Source organism: Paenacidovorax caeni (genome assembly GCF_001298675.1).
Classification (GTDB): Bacteria; Pseudomonadota; Gammaproteobacteria; order Burkholderiales; family Burkholderiaceae_C; genus Paenacidovorax; species Paenacidovorax caeni.
On the sequence record NZ_CYIG01000022.1, the window covers coordinates 40,070 to 55,687 of the forward strand.

At 65.3% G+C, this 15,618-nt stretch carries 23 protein-coding genes; 21 read left to right on the forward strand and 2 right to left on the reverse strand.

Features of this window, described 5'->3' with window-relative positions; translation table 11 throughout:
* Positions 1–6: 6 nt before the first annotated feature.
* The 20 genes from BN2503_RS10865 to BN2503_RS10965 all read left to right on the forward strand — a co-directional run bounded on the left by BN2503_RS10865 (position 7) and on the right by BN2503_RS10965 (position 11,194).
* Positions 7–531: a host-nuclease inhibitor Gam family protein gene (locus BN2503_RS10865; RefSeq protein ID WP_054256678.1), complete on the forward strand. Its 525-nt coding sequence runs from the start codon at positions 7–9 to the stop codon at positions 529–531.
* Positions 532–533: 2 nt separating this feature from the next.
* Positions 534–755: a hypothetical protein gene (locus BN2503_RS10870; protein WP_139235452.1), complete on the forward strand. Its 222-nt coding sequence runs from the start codon at positions 534–536 to the stop codon at positions 753–755.
* Positions 752–1,453 carry a DUF2786 domain-containing protein gene (locus BN2503_RS10875; protein ID WP_054256680.1) on the forward strand — a complete coding sequence of 234 codons (702 nt, stop codon included), beginning with the start codon at positions 752–754 and terminating at the stop codon, positions 1,451–1,453. Before BN2503_RS10870 ends, BN2503_RS10875 begins: the two co-directional genes overlap by 4 nt.
* Positions 1,450–1,728 (forward strand): hypothetical protein, encoded by a 279-nt coding sequence (locus BN2503_RS10880; RefSeq protein ID WP_054256681.1) that lies wholly within the window; start codon positions 1,450–1,452, stop codon positions 1,726–1,728. Before BN2503_RS10875 ends, BN2503_RS10880 begins: the two co-directional genes overlap by 4 nt.
* Positions 1,728–2,630, forward strand: coding sequence for a recombination-associated protein RdgC (locus BN2503_RS10885; RefSeq protein WP_054256682.1), 903 nt, complete (start codon positions 1,728–1,730; stop codon positions 2,628–2,630). The genes BN2503_RS10880 and BN2503_RS10885 overlap by 1 nt, the downstream gene beginning before the upstream one ends.
* Before the next feature lie 20 nt (positions 2,631–2,650).
* Positions 2,651–2,971, forward strand: coding sequence for a hypothetical protein (locus BN2503_RS10890; RefSeq protein WP_233495053.1), 321 nt, complete (start codon positions 2,651–2,653; stop codon positions 2,969–2,971).
* A 4-nt stretch (positions 2,972–2,975) separates the two neighbouring features.
* A complete protein-coding gene (locus tag BN2503_RS10895) occupies positions 2,976–3,401 on the forward strand; it encodes a regulatory protein GemA (protein WP_054256684.1) in 426 nt (141 codons plus the stop codon).
* On the forward strand, positions 3,398–3,838 hold the full coding sequence (locus BN2503_RS10900) for a Mor transcription activator family protein (protein ID WP_082366563.1): 441 nt from the start codon (positions 3,398–3,400) through the stop codon (positions 3,836–3,838). The genes BN2503_RS10895 and BN2503_RS10900 overlap by 4 nt, the downstream gene beginning before the upstream one ends.
* Before the next feature lie 85 nt (positions 3,839–3,923).
* Positions 3,924–5,066 (forward strand): phage protease, encoded by a 1,143-nt coding sequence (locus BN2503_RS10905; protein ID WP_054256686.1) that lies wholly within the window; start codon positions 3,924–3,926, stop codon positions 5,064–5,066.
* 18 nt (positions 5,067–5,084) lie between these two features.
* Positions 5,085–5,495: a hypothetical protein gene (locus BN2503_RS10910; RefSeq protein WP_054256687.1), complete on the forward strand. Its 411-nt coding sequence runs from the start codon at positions 5,085–5,087 to the stop codon at positions 5,493–5,495.
* A 29-nt stretch (positions 5,496–5,524) separates the two neighbouring features.
* Positions 5,525–6,418 (forward strand): Mu-like prophage major head subunit gpT family protein, encoded by an 894-nt coding sequence (locus tag BN2503_RS10915; protein WP_054256688.1) that lies wholly within the window; start codon positions 5,525–5,527, stop codon positions 6,416–6,418.
* A gap of 34 nt (positions 6,419–6,452) precedes the next feature.
* On the forward strand, positions 6,453–6,740 hold the full coding sequence (locus BN2503_RS10920) for an HI1506-related protein (protein ID WP_054256689.1): 288 nt from the start codon (positions 6,453–6,455) through the stop codon (positions 6,738–6,740).
* A 14-nt stretch (positions 6,741–6,754) separates the two neighbouring features.
* The gene (locus BN2503_RS10925; RefSeq protein WP_054256690.1) at positions 6,755–7,267 is read left to right on the forward strand and encodes a gp436 family protein; all 513 of its coding nucleotides are present in this window, start codon (positions 6,755–6,757) and stop codon (positions 7,265–7,267) included.
* Positions 7,264–7,731 (forward strand): phage tail terminator protein, encoded by a 468-nt coding sequence (locus BN2503_RS10930; RefSeq protein WP_054256691.1) that lies wholly within the window; start codon positions 7,264–7,266, stop codon positions 7,729–7,731. The genes BN2503_RS10925 and BN2503_RS10930 overlap by 4 nt, the downstream gene beginning before the upstream one ends.
* The gene (locus BN2503_RS10935) at positions 7,728–8,057 is read left to right on the forward strand and encodes a hypothetical protein (RefSeq protein WP_054256692.1); all 330 of its coding nucleotides are present in this window, start codon (positions 7,728–7,730) and stop codon (positions 8,055–8,057) included. The genes BN2503_RS10930 and BN2503_RS10935 overlap by 4 nt, the downstream gene beginning before the upstream one ends.
* A 12-nt stretch (positions 8,058–8,069) precedes the next feature.
* Positions 8,070–8,291: a hypothetical protein gene (locus BN2503_RS10940; protein WP_054256693.1), complete on the forward strand. Its 222-nt coding sequence runs from the start codon at positions 8,070–8,072 to the stop codon at positions 8,289–8,291.
* Positions 8,292–8,302: 11 nt separating this feature from the next.
* The gene (locus BN2503_RS10945; RefSeq protein WP_054256694.1) at positions 8,303–8,836 is read left to right on the forward strand and encodes a hypothetical protein; all 534 of its coding nucleotides are present in this window, start codon (positions 8,303–8,305) and stop codon (positions 8,834–8,836) included.
* A gap of 2 nt (positions 8,837–8,838) precedes the next feature.
* Entirely contained in the window at positions 8,839–9,558 is a 720-nt protein-coding gene (locus tag BN2503_RS10950) for a hypothetical protein (RefSeq protein ID WP_074930303.1), read from the forward strand.
* Positions 9,555–10,127 carry an HI_1402-related protein gene (locus tag BN2503_RS20960; protein WP_054256696.1) on the forward strand — a complete coding sequence of 191 codons (573 nt, stop codon included), beginning with the start codon at positions 9,555–9,557 and terminating at the stop codon, positions 10,125–10,127. The genes BN2503_RS10950 and BN2503_RS20960 overlap by 4 nt, the downstream gene beginning before the upstream one ends.
* Before the next feature lie 68 nt (positions 10,128–10,195).
* The gene (locus tag BN2503_RS10965; protein WP_199445250.1) at positions 10,196–11,194 is read left to right on the forward strand and encodes a phage tail tube protein; all 999 of its coding nucleotides are present in this window, start codon (positions 10,196–10,198) and stop codon (positions 11,192–11,194) included.
* A 74-nt stretch (positions 11,195–11,268) separates the two neighbouring features.
* Here BN2503_RS10965 and BN2503_RS10970 read toward each other — a convergent pair whose 3' ends face one another.
* Positions 11,269–11,517 (reverse strand): hypothetical protein, encoded by a 249-nt coding sequence (locus BN2503_RS10970; RefSeq protein ID WP_054256697.1) that lies wholly within the window; start codon positions 11,515–11,517, stop codon positions 11,269–11,271.
* 45 nt (positions 11,518–11,562) lie between these two features.
* On the opposite strand from BN2503_RS10970, the gene BN2503_RS10975 reads away from it, so the two are divergent.
* On the forward strand, positions 11,563–15,519 hold the full coding sequence (locus tag BN2503_RS10975) for a tape measure protein (protein ID WP_158447355.1): 3,957 nt from the start codon (positions 11,563–11,565) through the stop codon (positions 15,517–15,519).
* On the opposite strand, the gene BN2503_RS19375 is transcribed toward BN2503_RS10975, so the two are convergent.
* Positions 15,466–15,618, reverse strand: a 153-nt coding sequence (locus tag BN2503_RS19375) for a transposase (protein ID WP_148639746.1), incomplete at its 5' end; no start/stop codon positions are given. The two genes, BN2503_RS10975 and BN2503_RS19375, sit on opposite strands and share 54 nt — an antisense overlap.

Sequence of the window (15,618 nt, forward strand, 5' to 3'; positions counted from 1 at the left end):
ACCACCATGGCAACCCGCATCAAAACAAAGACCCTGGCCGCAGTGCCGCAAAGCAAAAACGACTGCGCCCAATCCATCCGCCTGCTGGGCGACCTGCAGCGCGAATTCGAGCGCGAGCGCGCGGCGATGAACGACGCCATTGGCGCCATCACGCAGCAGCACCAGCCCAAGCTGTCCGACCTGCAGCAGCGCATCGAAGCCCTGCAGGGCGGCGTGCAGGCCTGGTGCGAAGCGCACCGCACCGAGCTGTGCGGCGAGGGCGACAAGCTGGGCAAAACGGCCAACCTGGTCACGGGCGAAGTGTCGTGGCGCCAGCGCCCGCCGAGCGTCTCCATCCGTGGCGCCGACACGGTGCTCGAAACCCTGCTGCGCATGGGCCTGGGCCGTTTCGTGCGTGTGAAGAACGAGCCCAACAAGGAGGCCATGCTGAACGAGCCCGAAGCCGTGCGCGGCATCGCCGGGATCAACATCGTCACGGGCGTGGAAGACTTCATCGTCGTCCCGTTCGAGGCCCAGGCCGAGGGAGCATGACCATGGGCAGCATTCAATCCCGGAAGGCCGCCATGGGCTACATGACGGCAACGCGCCGCCCCTCGTGCCGCAACTGTGCGTATTCGTCGCAAGACTCCAAGCTGGGTGGCACAACCGACGTTTACCCCTGGCACTGCGATAAAGGCGGGTTCGGCACCACGGCGCAAGCCGTGTGCGAAGACCACCAGCCCAGCCGCCTGCAGAAGGAAGGCGGCGCAGCATGACCCGCGACGAAGCCCTCAAGAAGATCAAGAAGTGCCTCGCACTCAGCCGCAGCGCCAACGAACATGAGGCCGCTGTCGCGCTGCGCCAGGCCCAGCACCTGATGCGCGAGCACGGCCTGCGCGAACAGGACGTGTCGCTGGCCGACGTGCACGAGGTCAGGGTGAAGGCGTGCAGCACCGCCGCGAACACCTGGGAATTGCGCCTGGTCGGCGTGATCGCCGATGCCTTCGGCTGCGAAACCTTCGGCAACCTGGAAGGCCGCTACAACGACGCGGGCGCCTTCGTGCGCACGCGCCATTGGGTGTTCGTGGGCATGCAAGCCGCGCCCACGGTGGCAGGCTACGCCTGTGAGGTGCTGCTGCGCCAATGCGCCAAGGCCCGCCTGGCCCACATCGCCAAACAGCCCAAGAACTGCAAGCCCATCACAAAGACGGCACGTGGCGATGCCTTCGCCATAGGCTGGGTGGCTGCTGCATCGCAGCTCGTGGAGCACTTCGCCCAGCCCAAGGCCGACAAGGCCCTGCTGCTCACCTACATCGAGCAGCGGCACGGCGAGCTGAAAAAGGGCAAGGCCCGCGACACCACCAAGGCGCGCAAGACGGATTGGGGCCACTTCTCGGCCGGGCACCGCTCAGGCCAGGACGCCAAGCTCAATCGCGGTGTGGGTGGCATGCCCGCGCAGGGGCGGCTGGCATGACCCGCATCCTCTCCGCATTTGAATCCGTGCGCCCCAAGGGCACGGCCGCCATCGGTGCCGCGCCGCAACCGCAGTCGTGGCGTGATCGCGGCAAAGCGCCGCCCAAGCTGCCCGGAACCCCGTCCCTGTCTCCTACCGGCCCGCTGGTCATGGACCGCACCGGCAAGCGCATCGTGCCGCTGCAGCCGCGCATCAGCAGCGCGGCGATTGAAACCAGCGTGGCTTACCGCGCGTCCGTGGATCGCCGCCAGGCCATAGCGAAAGCGAGTATTTGATGTTCAAGACCTTGATCGTTTACAGCATCGTGTCGCCCTGGCCCGTGGGCCTGGGCGAAGTCGAGGCCGCGCTGCAAAAGGCGCTGTTCCTGGAATGCGGCGCCACGCAGGAGAAGTCCATCGGCTTCGTGCCGCCGCGCGGCGAAGAACACGGCCTGCTGGCCGAGGGCGTGGGCGGGCACTGGGTGCTGCGCTACATGACCGAGGCCAAGATGCTGCCCGCCAGCGTGCTGGCGCGCAAGGTGAAGGAAAAGGCCGCGCGCATCGAGCAGGAAACCGGCCGCAAGCCCGGCAAGAAGGAAAGCCGCGAACTCAAGGACGAGGCCCGGCTCGACCTGCTGCCCATGGCCTTCACCAAGCAGGCCGCCATGTGGGTGTGGATCGACCCGCAGGCCCGCACGCTGGCGCTCGACACCAGCAGCCAGGCCCGCGCCGATGAGGTGGTAAGCCTGCTGGTGGAGCTGTTGCCCGGCCTTGCCCTGGCGCTGCTGCATACGCAGACCGCGCCCCAGGCCGCCATGGCGTACTGGCTCAAGACGCAGGAGCCGCCCCCGGGTTTCAGCATCGACCGCGAGTGCGAGCTGAAAACCACCGACGAAGCCAAGGCCGGTGTGCGCTACACGCGCCACCCGCTGGACATCGGCGAGGTGCGCGCGCATATCGAGGCGGGCAAGCTGCCCACCACGCTGGCCCTGACCTGGGACGACCGCGTGTCCTTCGTGCTGACCGAGGGGCTGCAGCTCAAGGGCATCAGCTTCCTCGACGCGGTGTTCGACGGCCGCTCGCCCGGCGACCAGGGCTTTGATGCCGATGCGGCGATTGCCACGGGCGAGCTGTCGAAGCTGATCCATGACCTGGTGGCGGCCCTGGGCGGCGATGGCCGCGCCGCACAGGCCGCTTGATACGTACAGGAGCCCCGGAAATGCCTTCCAAACCGTTCCAAACCGCAAACCCAGGGGGTTGCACCTCCTGCGGCGCCGGGCCGCTTAAAACGGCCCTGGCTTTTCGTGTGCTCGCGCTGTCGGTCGCGGGTGCGTTTTTCGGCGTGCTGGGCGCGCTGCTGCTCGCCATGCCCGCGCTGCCCGGCTGGGGCTTCGGTGCCTTCGCGCTCAGCAATGTGGCCTGGCTCACGGCCAGCGCTTGGCAGCGCCAGTGGCCCCTGCATGCCCAGCAGTGGGTGTTCCTGGTCTGCAGCCTGCTCGGGCTGTGGAACTGGTGGCTCGGGCCGCTGCTGCTGGGGTAGATCAATGGCAAACCACATTGCAGCCATCCACACGCTCAAGGGCAAGCTGGGCCTGAGCGACGACGACTACCGCGCGCTGCTGGTCAACCTCACTGGAAAGAACAGCAGCAAGGCCCTGGGCGTGCAAGCGCAGGCCCGCGTGCGCGACCACATGCAGGCCCTGGGCGAGCGCCTGGGCGTGCTCAAGCCAACGCGGCAGCGCTCCTTTGCGCAAACCCGGGCCGCAGCGAGCCCACGCGAGCGCAAGGTGTGGGCGCTGTGGAACCAGCTCCACCGCGACGGCGTGATCCAGAACCACAGCGCGCCCGCGCTCAATGCATGGGTCAAGCGGCAGGTGGGCGTCGATGCCCTGCGCTTTTGCAACACTGCCCAGCTCGACTCCTGCATTGAGGGCCTGAAAGTGATGCACGCGCGCGGGAGTGCCGCATGACGATGCCAGCACGCCGCTTGACTGAGGCCGAGGCCGCCGTGCTCGCACAGCACTTGCCAGCAGGGCTGACCGACGAGGTGCGCGACGTTGCCTGGTGCCTTTTTGAATCCATCGCGCTCATGGATTCGCGCGCCGGTACGGCCCATCCAGACCCTGCCTGGCTGCGTGTGCTGCACGCGATGGCGCGCATAGCCACCGTGCAAGTGCTGCACCTTTGCGCCGAAAAAGGCGGCAAAACCATCTACCTGGCCAAGGGCGTGGCCGCGTACCTTTCGGCGCGTGACCTGCAGATGTGCAGCGAGTTCAGGGGCGACAACTACCATGTTCTGGCTCGCCGGTACGGGCTGACCGAGATGCGCGTTCGGCAGATCGTGAACGACTGGCACGAAGAGCAAATTCGCATGCGCCAGGGTCGCCTGCCCGGCATTGACGACTGAGCCCCCCACGCTGGCGTGCAATGCGCCAGCGTTTTCTAAAGCGTTTTAGTTCACCTCAAACGCCCCCCGCCGCGACCATCGCGGCATGCCTTCCCCCAACACCCTCCGTAGCGCTGTAGCTGTCGCCGCCTGCACCTTTGCCGTGCAGGCGGCGAGCGCTGCCGATGGCCTGATGCGCCGGGTGCAGTTCTTCCCAGCCGGTGAGTTCCGCAGCGGCGACACCCGGCCCGAAGAAGTGCCCTCGTGGCGCATCGACGCCGCCAGCGCCGCGCTGGTGATAGAGCGCTTCAACGCCCGCCGCAAGCCCCTCGTGGTCGATTACGAGCACCAGACCCTCAACAAGGAAAAGAACGGCCAGCCAGCGCCTGCTGCGGGCTGGCCCAAGTCCCTGGAGTGGGTCGAGGGTGAGGGCTTGTTCGGCCTGGTCGAAATGACGGCCCGCGCCGCTGCTGCCATCGATGGCAAGGAATACCTCTATTTCAGTCCGGTGTTCGCGTACTCCAAGACGGACGGAACGGTCCTTGAAGTCTTGATGGGCGCGCTCACGAACGATCCCGGCATCCAAGGGATGCAGCCGGTTTCTCTCATGGCCGCCGCCACGGCCGCTTTCCTTCCGTCACTACAGGAGCCCTCCGTGAATCCTTTGCTCAAGGCCGTGCTGGCCGCCCTCGGCCTGCCCGAAACCACTACCGAAGAAGCGGCCACCGCTGCGCTGACGGCCCTCGGCCCGTTGCAGTCCCTGCAGTCGCGTGCGGCCGTGGCCACGGCCGCCTGCACCGCGCTGCAGCTTTCGGCCGACGCATCTGCCGATGCGGTCACGGCGGCCTGTACCAGCCTGCGCACGTCTGGCGCGCCCGACCCCGCGAAGTTCGTTCCCGTGGCGGTGGTCGAGGAACTCAAAGCCAGCGTGGCCGCGCTCTCGGCGGTCAGCCTTGCCCGCCAAGTGGACGACCTGGTCAAGCCCGCGCTGGCCGATGGCCGTTTGCTGGCCGCCCAAGAAGCCTGGGCGCGCGACCTGGGCAAGTCGAACGTCGCCGCACTCACTGCCTACCTGCAGACGGCCCAGCCCATCGCAGCGCTCACAGGCACGCAAACCGGGGGGCGCCCGCCCGAGGGCGCGGCCAAGGGTGACGCGCAGCTCACGGCCTCCGAGCTGGCTGTGTGCACGGCCATGGGCCTGACGCCGGAGCAATACAAGGCCGGTGCCGTGAGCACCACCACCGCTTAACTACGAGAGCCCATCAACATGACTGCACTCACGCAAGACCGCGCAACCCTGCGCCGCCCCGGCGAACAGATCGAACCGCCCGTGGGCGCCAATGCCCGCATCTACGCGGGCGCCCTGGTCGCCATCAACGCCGCAGGCTTTGCCGTACCGGGCGCCACGGGCGCGGGCCTCAAGGGCGCGGGCGTGGCCGAGCGCCGCGCCGACAACACGGGAGGCACCGATGGCGCCATGCGCGTGCGCCTGTCCAAGACGCCCCACCAGTTCGGCAACTCGGCCGCCGCCGACGCCATCACGCTCGCCGACCTCGGCGCCGATTGCTATTTGGTGGACGACCAGACCGTCGCAAAGACCAACGGCGGCGGCACCCGTGGCCGCGCTGGCCGGGTGTACGACGTGGACGCGGATGGCGTCTGGGTCGATTTCCGCTAACCCACGCAACGCCACAGGAGCACCCCGACATGATCATCAATCACGCCAACCTCGCCATCATCAACCAGGCCTACAACGGCGCGTTCCGCGCGGGCCTGTCCACAGCCACGCCCATGTGGCAGCAGCTTGCCACGCTGGTGCCCAGCACTGCGGCCGAGGAAACCTATGCCTGGCTGGGCAATTTCACGCGCTTTCGCGAGTGGCTTGGCGAGCGCCAATACCAGAGCCTGATGCTGCACAGCTACAGCATCAAGAACCGCACTTTCGAGAACACGGTGGAAGTGCTCCGCGACCACATCGAGGATGACAAGTACGGCATGTTCTCGCCCGTCGTGCAGCAGCTCGGACAGGACGCCGCCACGCACCCCGACGAAATGGTGTTCGATGTCGTCAACAACGCTTTCACCACGCGCTGCTATGACGGCCAGTACTTCTTCGACACCGACCACCCCGTGGGGCCTCCGGGCCGCCAGGTGAGCGTGAGCAACTTCCAGGGCGGCAGCGGCAAGACCTGGATGCTGCTGGACACCACGCGCATCCTGAAACCGTTCATCTACCAGAAGCGCCGCGATTACGCCTTCACGGCCAAGACCAGCCTCACCGACGAAGCCGTGTTCAGCCGCAACATGTTCGTCTGGGGCGCCGATGGCCGGGGCAATGCTGGCCTGGGCCTGTGGCAGATGGCGTTCGCGTCCAAGGAGCCGCTCGACGTTGGCTCCTACTCGGATGCCCGCGCCCAGCACCAGTCGTTCCATGACGACAGCGGCAAGCCGCTCGTGATCCGCAGCGCGGAGCTGTGGGTGCCGCCTTCCATGGAGCAAGCCGCGCTGGAAGTCGTCACGGCCGAGCGCCTGGCCAACGGCGCATCAAACGTCATGCGCAACCTGTCCAAAGTGGTCGTGTGCCCTTGGATGAAGGACTGACACGCCCACCCGTTCAACCCCAAGGAGCATCCCCATGGCAACCGCCAAAGATACCCGCGCCAAGGTGCGCACCTCGGCCCCCGCCCCCAAGGCCAAGCCCCAAAACGACACGCAGCTCGTCCTGGTCGTCACGCCCAAGGTCGAAGGCTTTCGCCGCGCAGGCTTCGCGTTTTCCGGCGAGACGCGCCTCCCGCTCGCTGATCTGAGCGACAAGCAGTACGAGCAGCTCACCCGGGAGCCGATGCTCGTGACCTACCTGGCCGAAGCGGAAGCCGTGGCCGATACGGCGGCGGCCGAGGACGAGGACGAAGCCAGCGTCTGAGCAAAGAGCTTTACATGCCGTACATCACGCACGAACAACTGGCCGACAGCCCCGGTGCGCTGGAGCTGTCGGAAGTGGCAACCGAGGAGCACCGCCCGTCCGTGCGGGCCGAGCTGCTCAATGCGCTGCTGTGCGGCCAGGACACCAGCGCCTGGCCGCCCGATGACGTGGCCGACGCCGAGCGCGCGGTGCAGCGCATCGACGCCGCCGTGGCGGATGCCACGGCGATGATCGACGGCTATCTCGCCAAGCGCGGCTACGTGCTGCCGCTCAACCCGGTGCCTGGCCTGGTCGTGGCATGGTGCCGCGCCATCACGCGCTACATGCTGCACAAGGATCGCCGCGCGCTGGAGGCCACCGACCGCATCGCGCGCGGCTACACCGACGCCCAGCGCCTGTTGCAGCAGACGGCGGACGGCAAGTTCAGCCTGGGCGCCGAGGACGTGGTGGCAAACGACAAGCTGGACGCGCGCTTTGAGTGCGCCCCCAGCGTGTTCAGCCGCCGCGAGCTGGGGGCCTTCCGGTGAACTTCGAGCCCTTCGACACCAGCCTGATCGTGCAGCGCCTGCGCGAGCAGGTGCCCGAGCTGCAGTTCGTGGGCGGCGCGGCGGACTATGCGGCGGTGAAAGAGCTGTCATCGTTTCGCCCGCCCAGCGCCTATGTGGTGTTCGCCGAGGAAACGAACACCGGCAAATTCCCTGCCGCCCCGGGCGTGTGCATCCAGAGCTGCACGACGCAGATCGGCGTGGTGCTGGCCCTGCGCCACTACCGCGAGCAGCGCGGCGACCAGATGCAGCAGGAGGCGCGCCAGCTTGTGGGCGCGGTGCGCGTGGCCCTCATCGGCCACAAGCCCGCGTCCCATGGTGCGTCTCCCGTGAGCTGGGTGTCGGGCAAGGTGCTGGACTACGACGCGGGCGTGCTGCTGTTCGCCGACCTGTACCAGCTCCACAACACGCTGCACAAGGATGGGCCGCAGGCCTGCGCGCGATGAACCAGCCAAGCGTCATCGAGCTCAAGCGCGGCGACACCCTGGATCTCGGCTGCGCCATCCAGTCCGAGGGCGTGCCGCTGGACATTACCGGCTGGCAGATCGACTGCTGGGTGCGCGCGCCTGGCGGGCGGCTGGTGCATCGCTTTGCCGTGGATGTGACCGACCCCGCGCAAGGGGAGTACTCCATGGCGGCCAGCAGCGCCGAGACAACGTCCTGGCCCCTGGGCAGGCTCACGGCCGACATTCGCTACGCGGACGCGGCCGGGCGTGTCATGCACACATGCGACGTGATCTTCGCCGTGGCCGACTCGCCCACGATCCCGTGACAGGGCCAACCCATGAGCATCGTCACCCTCATCAACCATGGCGCGCGGCGCCACGTCGTCACCGTCGTGGGCCTGCGTGGCCCGCAACCCAGCCCCGGCGCTGCCGGTGCGCTCATGGCGGCCAACAAGCTCTCCGAGCTCTCCACCGACCCCGCCGTGCAGGAGGCAGCCCAGCAGCACCTGGGGCTCGGCGTTGCTGACCCCCTTGCTCACTACATCTTGGCCAAGGCCTGAAAGGAAGAACCATGTCCCTCGACAACCGTCTCATTGCGCTCGCCCAGGCCATGGGCTCCGATGTGAAGGCCCTCACTCTGGCGCAAGGCCAGCTCAGTGCGCTGAACACGACCACGAAAACAAGCCTGGTCGCTGCCATCAATGAGCTACTGACGCTTGTCAGCGGCACGGGCGCGGTCATTGACGATAACGCCGGAGCTGGCGATACCGGCGTGGCGTGGAGCGCCAGCAAGATCGTCAGTGCGATTGCAGCCGCGCAGATGGCCGTCAAGAACGACCTGGTCAACGGCGCGGGCGCTGCGCTGGACACCCTGAGCGAGCTGGCCGCCGCGCTGGGCAACGATCCCAGCTTTGCCGCAACCATCGCAACACAGATCGCAAACCGCGTGCGCTTCGACGCGGCTCAGGCACTGAGCGCGCCGCAGCAGGCCCAGGCGCGCGACAACATCGGCGCGGCGGCGGCCAGTGCGCTCAATGCGCTGACCGCTGGTCTGGGTGGATACGACCGCGACTACGCCGCCGACTACGCCGCCGCGAAGGTGTAGCCATGGCCTCTTTGCAAGCGCGCATCACGGCATTGGCGCAGGCCATCGGTGCCGACATCAAGGCCCTGGTGAACGTGTACATGCCCCGGGCGGCTTTTGGCGGGATCCCGGACAAGACGCGCAAAATGGCAAATGCCCAGATTGGCGCTGTCGATGCTTTCGTATCCGTGGATGGCGCAGGGACGGACTGGCCCGCCCAATCGCTCTCGACCGCGTGGTGGAACGTCTTCACGTTTGGTATTCCCGGGCGGTTGAGCCAGGTCGCGCAGCAGGTGTTTCACACAAGAGTTGCTCAATTCTGGTTCAGGCATTTGCACGATGCCATCTGGACGCCCTGGTACAGGCACCCGTTCACATTCGCAGAAACCGGGTTCCTCCTGCAAGACGGTGGCGTGCTCGGCTATGGTGCGGGATGCGGCGGCACTGCGAATCAGCCCACGAACAAGCGGATGCCCGTGACGGTCAATAAGCCGTGTGGCGTTATCACAATGCACCCCGAACAACTCAGCGCCGGTGCGTCTGTCGAGTTCATTTTTTCTAGCTCTGCGCTTTCCTCAGCCGCTGTTTTATTGCCGGTTATTCTGGGCTACTCTGGATACTCAGTGGTGGTGGCATACGTCGACACAGCGACGAGTGTGGCGCTGCGTTTGACGAACAACGGCGCCACCAGAAGCGACCCGGTCAACATCAGCTTTTGCATTCTTTCGGGAGCGCATTCATGATCATCGAACTGAAGTTGGACGCTACGAATTGGCTGGAGGCCACCTGGATGGACGGTGCCGCCCAGGTCCGCTGCGTCAGCTACCACCCCACGCAGATCGACATGCTGCGCGCCGATGCGGCGGCGATGGGCACGCCGCTGGATGAGCACCAGGCGATGCTCGCAGAGTGGGTGGCATCCTACGTCCCCCCGCCTGCCGATCCTGCGGCGCTGCGCGCGGCACTGAGCGCACAGCTCGCAGGCGAGTACGAGCGCCGCATGCAGATCATCGCCACCGGATACCCGCCCAGCGAGCGCGAGAGCTGGCCGGTGCAGACCGGGGAGGCCCGCGCGCTGCTGGCCGATCCGGCTACGGCCACGCCATGGATTGACGCTGCCGCCGCAGCGCGCGGCCTTGGCCGCGTGGAGCTGGCCCATCGCATCGTGGCAAAGGACGATGCCTACCGCGTGATCCATGGCACGCTGACCGGCGTGCGGCAGGCGTTGGAGGATGCCATCGGCGCGGCAGGCGATGACGTGCAGACGCTGCAGGCCATCGACGTCACGACCGGGTGGCCGGGCATTTCCTAAAGCGTTTTCCTTCGCACGAAACGCCACGGCGGCGAACACTGAGGGCTCTTACACAGGAGCCCTTTTTCATGTCCACAAAACCCGACTCGCAGCCGCCGCGCGTGCGCATTGAGCTGCTCAAGCCGCACCGCCACGCAGGGCGCGACTACAAGACCGGTCAATTCCTGGAGCTGCCCGAAGGCAAGGCTGGATGGCTCGTTTCGGTTGGCACCGCGAAGGCAGCGCCCGCAGCCCCCCCCCGCAACTCCCGCCGCCAAGAAGGAGTAAACATGGCTACGCAAGCATCTAAATCTACCCCCATCGTCTGGAATGGCCAGGGGCCGGTGCACATTGGCATTTACGACCCGATCAACGGTCGCCCTGAGATGGGTTTCCTCACGAACCTGTACAGCGTGGGTTGTGCCAACCGCACGCTCACCGTCACGCCATCGCGCGAAACGGGCAAGATCAAAGAGAGCTGCTCCGGCCAGCGCATGACCCTCAAGGAATACGAGACGGGCAAGGGCCTGGAAGTGAACCTCTCCATGGTGCAGTTCGACACGCGCACGATGGCTTCGGCGTTCTTCGGCGAAGCGATGGAAATCCCCGGGGGCACAGTGACCGATGAGCAGTTGGCGAAGCTGGAGCCGGGGGACTACTTCTTCCTGCGCAACCCGCGCAGCAAGAGCGTGGTGATCGAGGACAGCACTCCGGGAACGCCCCTGACGTACGTCCTCGGAACGCACTATGAAGAAGATGACGCAGAGCATGGTCGGTACCGCTTGCTGGCACACCCTGCCTTGCACGTCGAGCCACTCAAGGTGGACTACGAGTACGACAGCTTCGTGAATGTCGCCGCATTCAGCAAGACGAACGTCGAGCGCGGGATCATCTTCTCGGGGGTCAACGGCGACGGGCAGAAGCAGCGCGTCATCATCCCGCGCATCCCCCTCGCACTGGATGGCAGTTTCAACTGGCTCTCCGATGAGCCCAGCGACCTGGCGCTCAAGGGCGAGGCGCAGTACGTTCCCGGCCTCAAGAACGACCCGCTGTTCGGCCCGTTCATGCGTATCGACGCGATGGTCTGACCCTGGCCGGGGGGCAATAAAAAACCGCGCCGGGCGTTTGCCTGGGCGCGGTTTTTTTTCGAGGTGAAAGCGCTTTATCGGTGCAGCAAAGAGGCCAGGTAATGCAGTGGCCACAGCAGGAGGCGACCCCAGAGCCAAAGGCCGACAAGCGCAAGTGCACCCACTCCAAGAGCCATTGCACTCTCCGGCGATACCAGGGCCAAGACCAGAGAGGAAGCTGCTGCCAGGGCTCCAATTTTGAGCGCAGCCATGTTCCTGGCGCTCGGCCGGGCGAGGGCAAGCACACCGATGGCGACAACAAGCAAGAGCAGCAGCAGGTTCATGGCTGCGGATATTAAGGCAAGCGAGGAAATATGGCGAACCAGAACATGAAGGCCAAGTTGGTCATTGATGTAGAAGCCAACGGCGCTAACGATGTGGAGGCTATCGCGGATGGCTTGGAAGGCCTGGCACAAGAGAGCGGTGATGCAGCGCCAAAGTTGACCGAGCTGGCGCAAGCCATTCGTGCCATCGGCGCACAGAATAAGCTTGTCGATGACTTCATGCGTCTCAAGCGCGAGACCGAGAGCGTTGCGACGGCCATGGATGCGGCCAGCGGCAAGGTGGATGCCCTGGCCAAGGAGATGGCGCAAGCGGGCGAGGAGGCGAAACGCGCGGCCGATGCGCAGAAGGTTGCCGCGCTGGAGCTGGGTACAGCCAAGCAATACCAGTTGCAGTTGCGTGATGCCATCGCGCAAACGCGGGTGGAGCTGAAGCAAAGCCGGGATGACCTCAAGCAGGCCGGTGACGGTAACGCGATTTTTTCTGAGCGGGTGCGGGATGCTGCTGCACAGCTCAAGATGCTGCAGGCCGAAGAGCGGGCGGCTGCGGGCAATGTGCGCTTGCTTGCTGCGGCATACAAGGAGAGCGAGGCTGCAAGCAGCAACGCAGCCAATGCGCAAAAGCGATTGGTGGCCGACTACGAACGTGCCGTTGGCAGCGCCGGTCAGCTCAGCGTGGCATTGCGCCAGGGTAACCAAGCGCTGAATGACTCTCGCCAGGCGTTGCAGGCTGCGGGCATGAGCACCAAGGGCTTGACTGACCAGCAAATTGCGCTCAAGGCACAACTACTACAGGCCCAGCAGCAGGCCCAGCGGTACACAGAGGTGGTGCATGACATGCGCACTGAGGCGCTTGCACTCGCCCCAGCGCTGCAACAGACCTTTCAACAATTGGGCATGCGGGGGGTGCGGCAGATCACGGCCGAGATTGAGCAGCTCCAGGCTGTGATGCGCGGTCTCAAGGGCCAAAAGCTCATGCCCGAAGACGCAATCCGAGCAACCGCCGAGCTGCAGCGGCGTATCCAGTCGCTACGTGCCGAAATGAGCGGGACGCAAGGCGCTTCCAAGAGTGCAGCCAGCTCAATCAAGGAGCTTGGGGACAGCGCTGATGGGGCTGGCAGCAAGATCGGCGCTGCCGCGCACAAAGCCGTGGCATGGGCGGGCGCCATGATCGGGCTGGGCGAGATCAAGCGGGTTGCTGCTGAAGTGCTTGAGACGGGGAGCTCTTTCGAGCAACTGGAGCGCCGCCTGACAAGCATCCTGGGCAGCTCGGAGAAGGCGCGCGAAGCATTCGCCATGCTCAAAGACCTAGCGCAGCAAACGCCGTTTGACGTGAAGGGGCTGACAGAGGCCTACGCCAAGCTGTCCGCGTTTGGCCTGCAGCCTACCCGGGCGCAGATGCTGGCGATGGCAGATGCGGCTGCAGAGCTGGGCGGTGGTACGGAGATGCTGGAGGGCGTCACCCTGGCACTTGGGCAAGCGTGGACAAAGGGCAAGCTTCAAGGGGAGGAAATGCTGCAGCTTGCCGAGCGCGGCATCCCCGCGTGGGATTTGCTCGCCAAGGCAACCGGCAAGAACGTGGAGGAACTTCAAAAGCTGTCGAGTGCCGGCCAGCTCGGGCGTGATGCAATCCTTCAGCTCATCGACGCCATGGGCAAGAAAAGCGCAGGCGCCAGTGCAGACCTGATGAACTCCTACGCTGGAGCCGTTCAGCGTGCCCAGGATGCGCTGCAAGAGCTTTTCAACATGATCGCCCAATCGGGCGTGCTGGAGTATCTGACCGCGCAACTGCAAGGGCTGCTGGCAAAGTTCGACCAGCTCAAGGCCAGTGGCGAACTGGATGTAATGGCAAAGCGGATTGCCAGCGGCTTCGTTGACGTAGCGAACGCGGCTCAAGGTGTCATTGGCGTCTTGCAGCAGCTTGCGCCAGCCATCGAAGTGCTGATGAAGCTGTGGGTGGTCTCCAAGGTCGCCGCATTTGCTGGAGCACTGACGGGGGTAGGCCTGGCAGCCAAAGGTGCAGGCTTGGAAATGGCAAAGGCCGCAGATCAATCCAAGGCTTTTGCAGTTATCTCCCGGGCGTCTCTCGCACTTGTCGCCGTGGGGGTTCTTGAACTCGGGCAAGCATGGATCAAAGTCGCAAAAGACTATGGCGCATACCGGGCGGAACTTGCAAAGCATGACGCCATTGCGTCGCAGACGGCCCAAAAGCAAGACCTTGTCGCTCAAAAACTCAAAGCCATTTCTGATGCAACGGGCGTGCTCGTCACAAGCATGCAGCAGCTCAATGAGGCACAGAGCGCAGGCCTGCTGGTATTTGACCAGGCAACCGGCAAATGGCTTTCTGCAGCTCAGGCCCAGGAAAAGCTATCCGGGGCCGTGAAGGAAACGACGGCCAAAATGGCCGCTGCTGATGCAAGCAAGCTGGTGGCCGAGTTTGAGAAAACCGCCACGGCGGCGGACAAGACAAAGGAGGCCATAGAGCGCCTGGCTGCGGGCCTGAAATTCGGCGATGTGCAAGGCGTCAGCGCTTTTGTAATGGCCCTGGACGAACTGGCAGCAAAAGGCAGGCTATCTGCGAAAGAGGTGGGCGAAGCATGGCAGGAGGCGCTGGGCAAGCTCAATGCGGGTCAGATTGGCGCGCTAAGGGCAAACCTTGAGGAGGCCTCGCGCCAGGGCGTCATATCCGCGCAGCAGTGGGCACAGGCGAACGAACAGGTTCTCGCGGCCAGTTTTGAAAAGCTCGGCGTGAACGCCGCGCAGGCCCTGGGCAAGATCAGCACGGGCGCGCAGGAGGCCATCAACCAGGTTGACCTGGTGGCCGAGTCCGCCAAGGCGGCAGGCGTGGGGGCAAAGGACGCCGCCCGTGCCATCGAAATGGCTTTCGCTGCGGCCATCCCCAAGGCCGACAGCCTGCAGGCCATCGAAGCGATGGAGCAAAAGCTCAAAGCCATGGGCGCGGCGGGCCAGGTAAGCGCAGACGGCATGGGCCGCCTGCAATCGGCGCTGGACAAGCAGCGCGCGACCATCGAGGGGCAGATACCGGGCATCCAGAGCCTGGGCGAAGCGCTGCGCCAGCTCGGCGTGAAGCCGCAGGCAGAGCTCAAGGAACTTGCACGAACGGCCAAGGAAGCCTTCGACGTTGTGCAGGCCAGCGGCACGGCCACGCCACGCGAGATCAACGAGGCATGGAAGGCCATGGCCGAGGCGGCGATTGCTGCGAACGATGGCATCGCGGACGCGACGATCCAGTCTCAGGCCCGCCAGCATGGCTTCGTGATTGAGACGGATAAGGCGGGCAAGTCCATCGTCAAGTCGATGAAAGAAGCCGAGGACGCGACCAAGAAGGTGGGCGATGCAGCCAAGGACGGCGCAGATGGCATGCGCGACATGGCGGACGCGGCCGACGACTCGCGCACCGCCCTGCAGAAGCAGGCCGCAGCGCAGAACGAGGCGGCAAACGAGGCCGCCAATGCGTGGGCGGATGCACAGCGCAAGGCGGACAAGTACTTCGAGGAGATGGCGAAGATCGCCCGGGAATCCGGCGCCTGGGCCCAAGATGTGCCCAAGCTGGCCTGGGCCATGTCGGCAGCCCTCAAGGAGCTGGACGCCGCCCAGCAGTCGCTGGAGCGCTCCAACCAGGGCGCGGCGCAGGGGCTGGAGGATTTGAAGATGCGCCTGCTGGAGTTGCACGGCTCGGAAGAAGACGTGGCGAAGGCACGCCAGGCCCGCGATGAGGCCGAGGTGCGCGCCAAGATGGCACTGCTGCGGCTCGACATCGAGCGCGCCCGCATCCGCAAGAACAACGAGGAAGCGGAGCGGCTCACCAAGGAACTGGCGCTGCTGGAGGAGCAGCTCGTGGTGCTGGGTGAGATCTACCGCGAGGAAGAAAAGCAGCGCAAGGAGCGCGAGCGCGAGGAAGGCGGCGCGGGCGGCGGCAAGAAGAAAGGTTCATCGCGCCTTTCCGGGGAAGGCGGCCTTGATCTTCAGGAAGAAATAGGCTGAATCCCGGAACCCGTAGGCCATACGCTTGATGACCTTAATGCGGTTGTTGACGCCCTCGAGAATGCTGGTGTTCAAGGGGAAGATGGCTGAGGCGAGGAT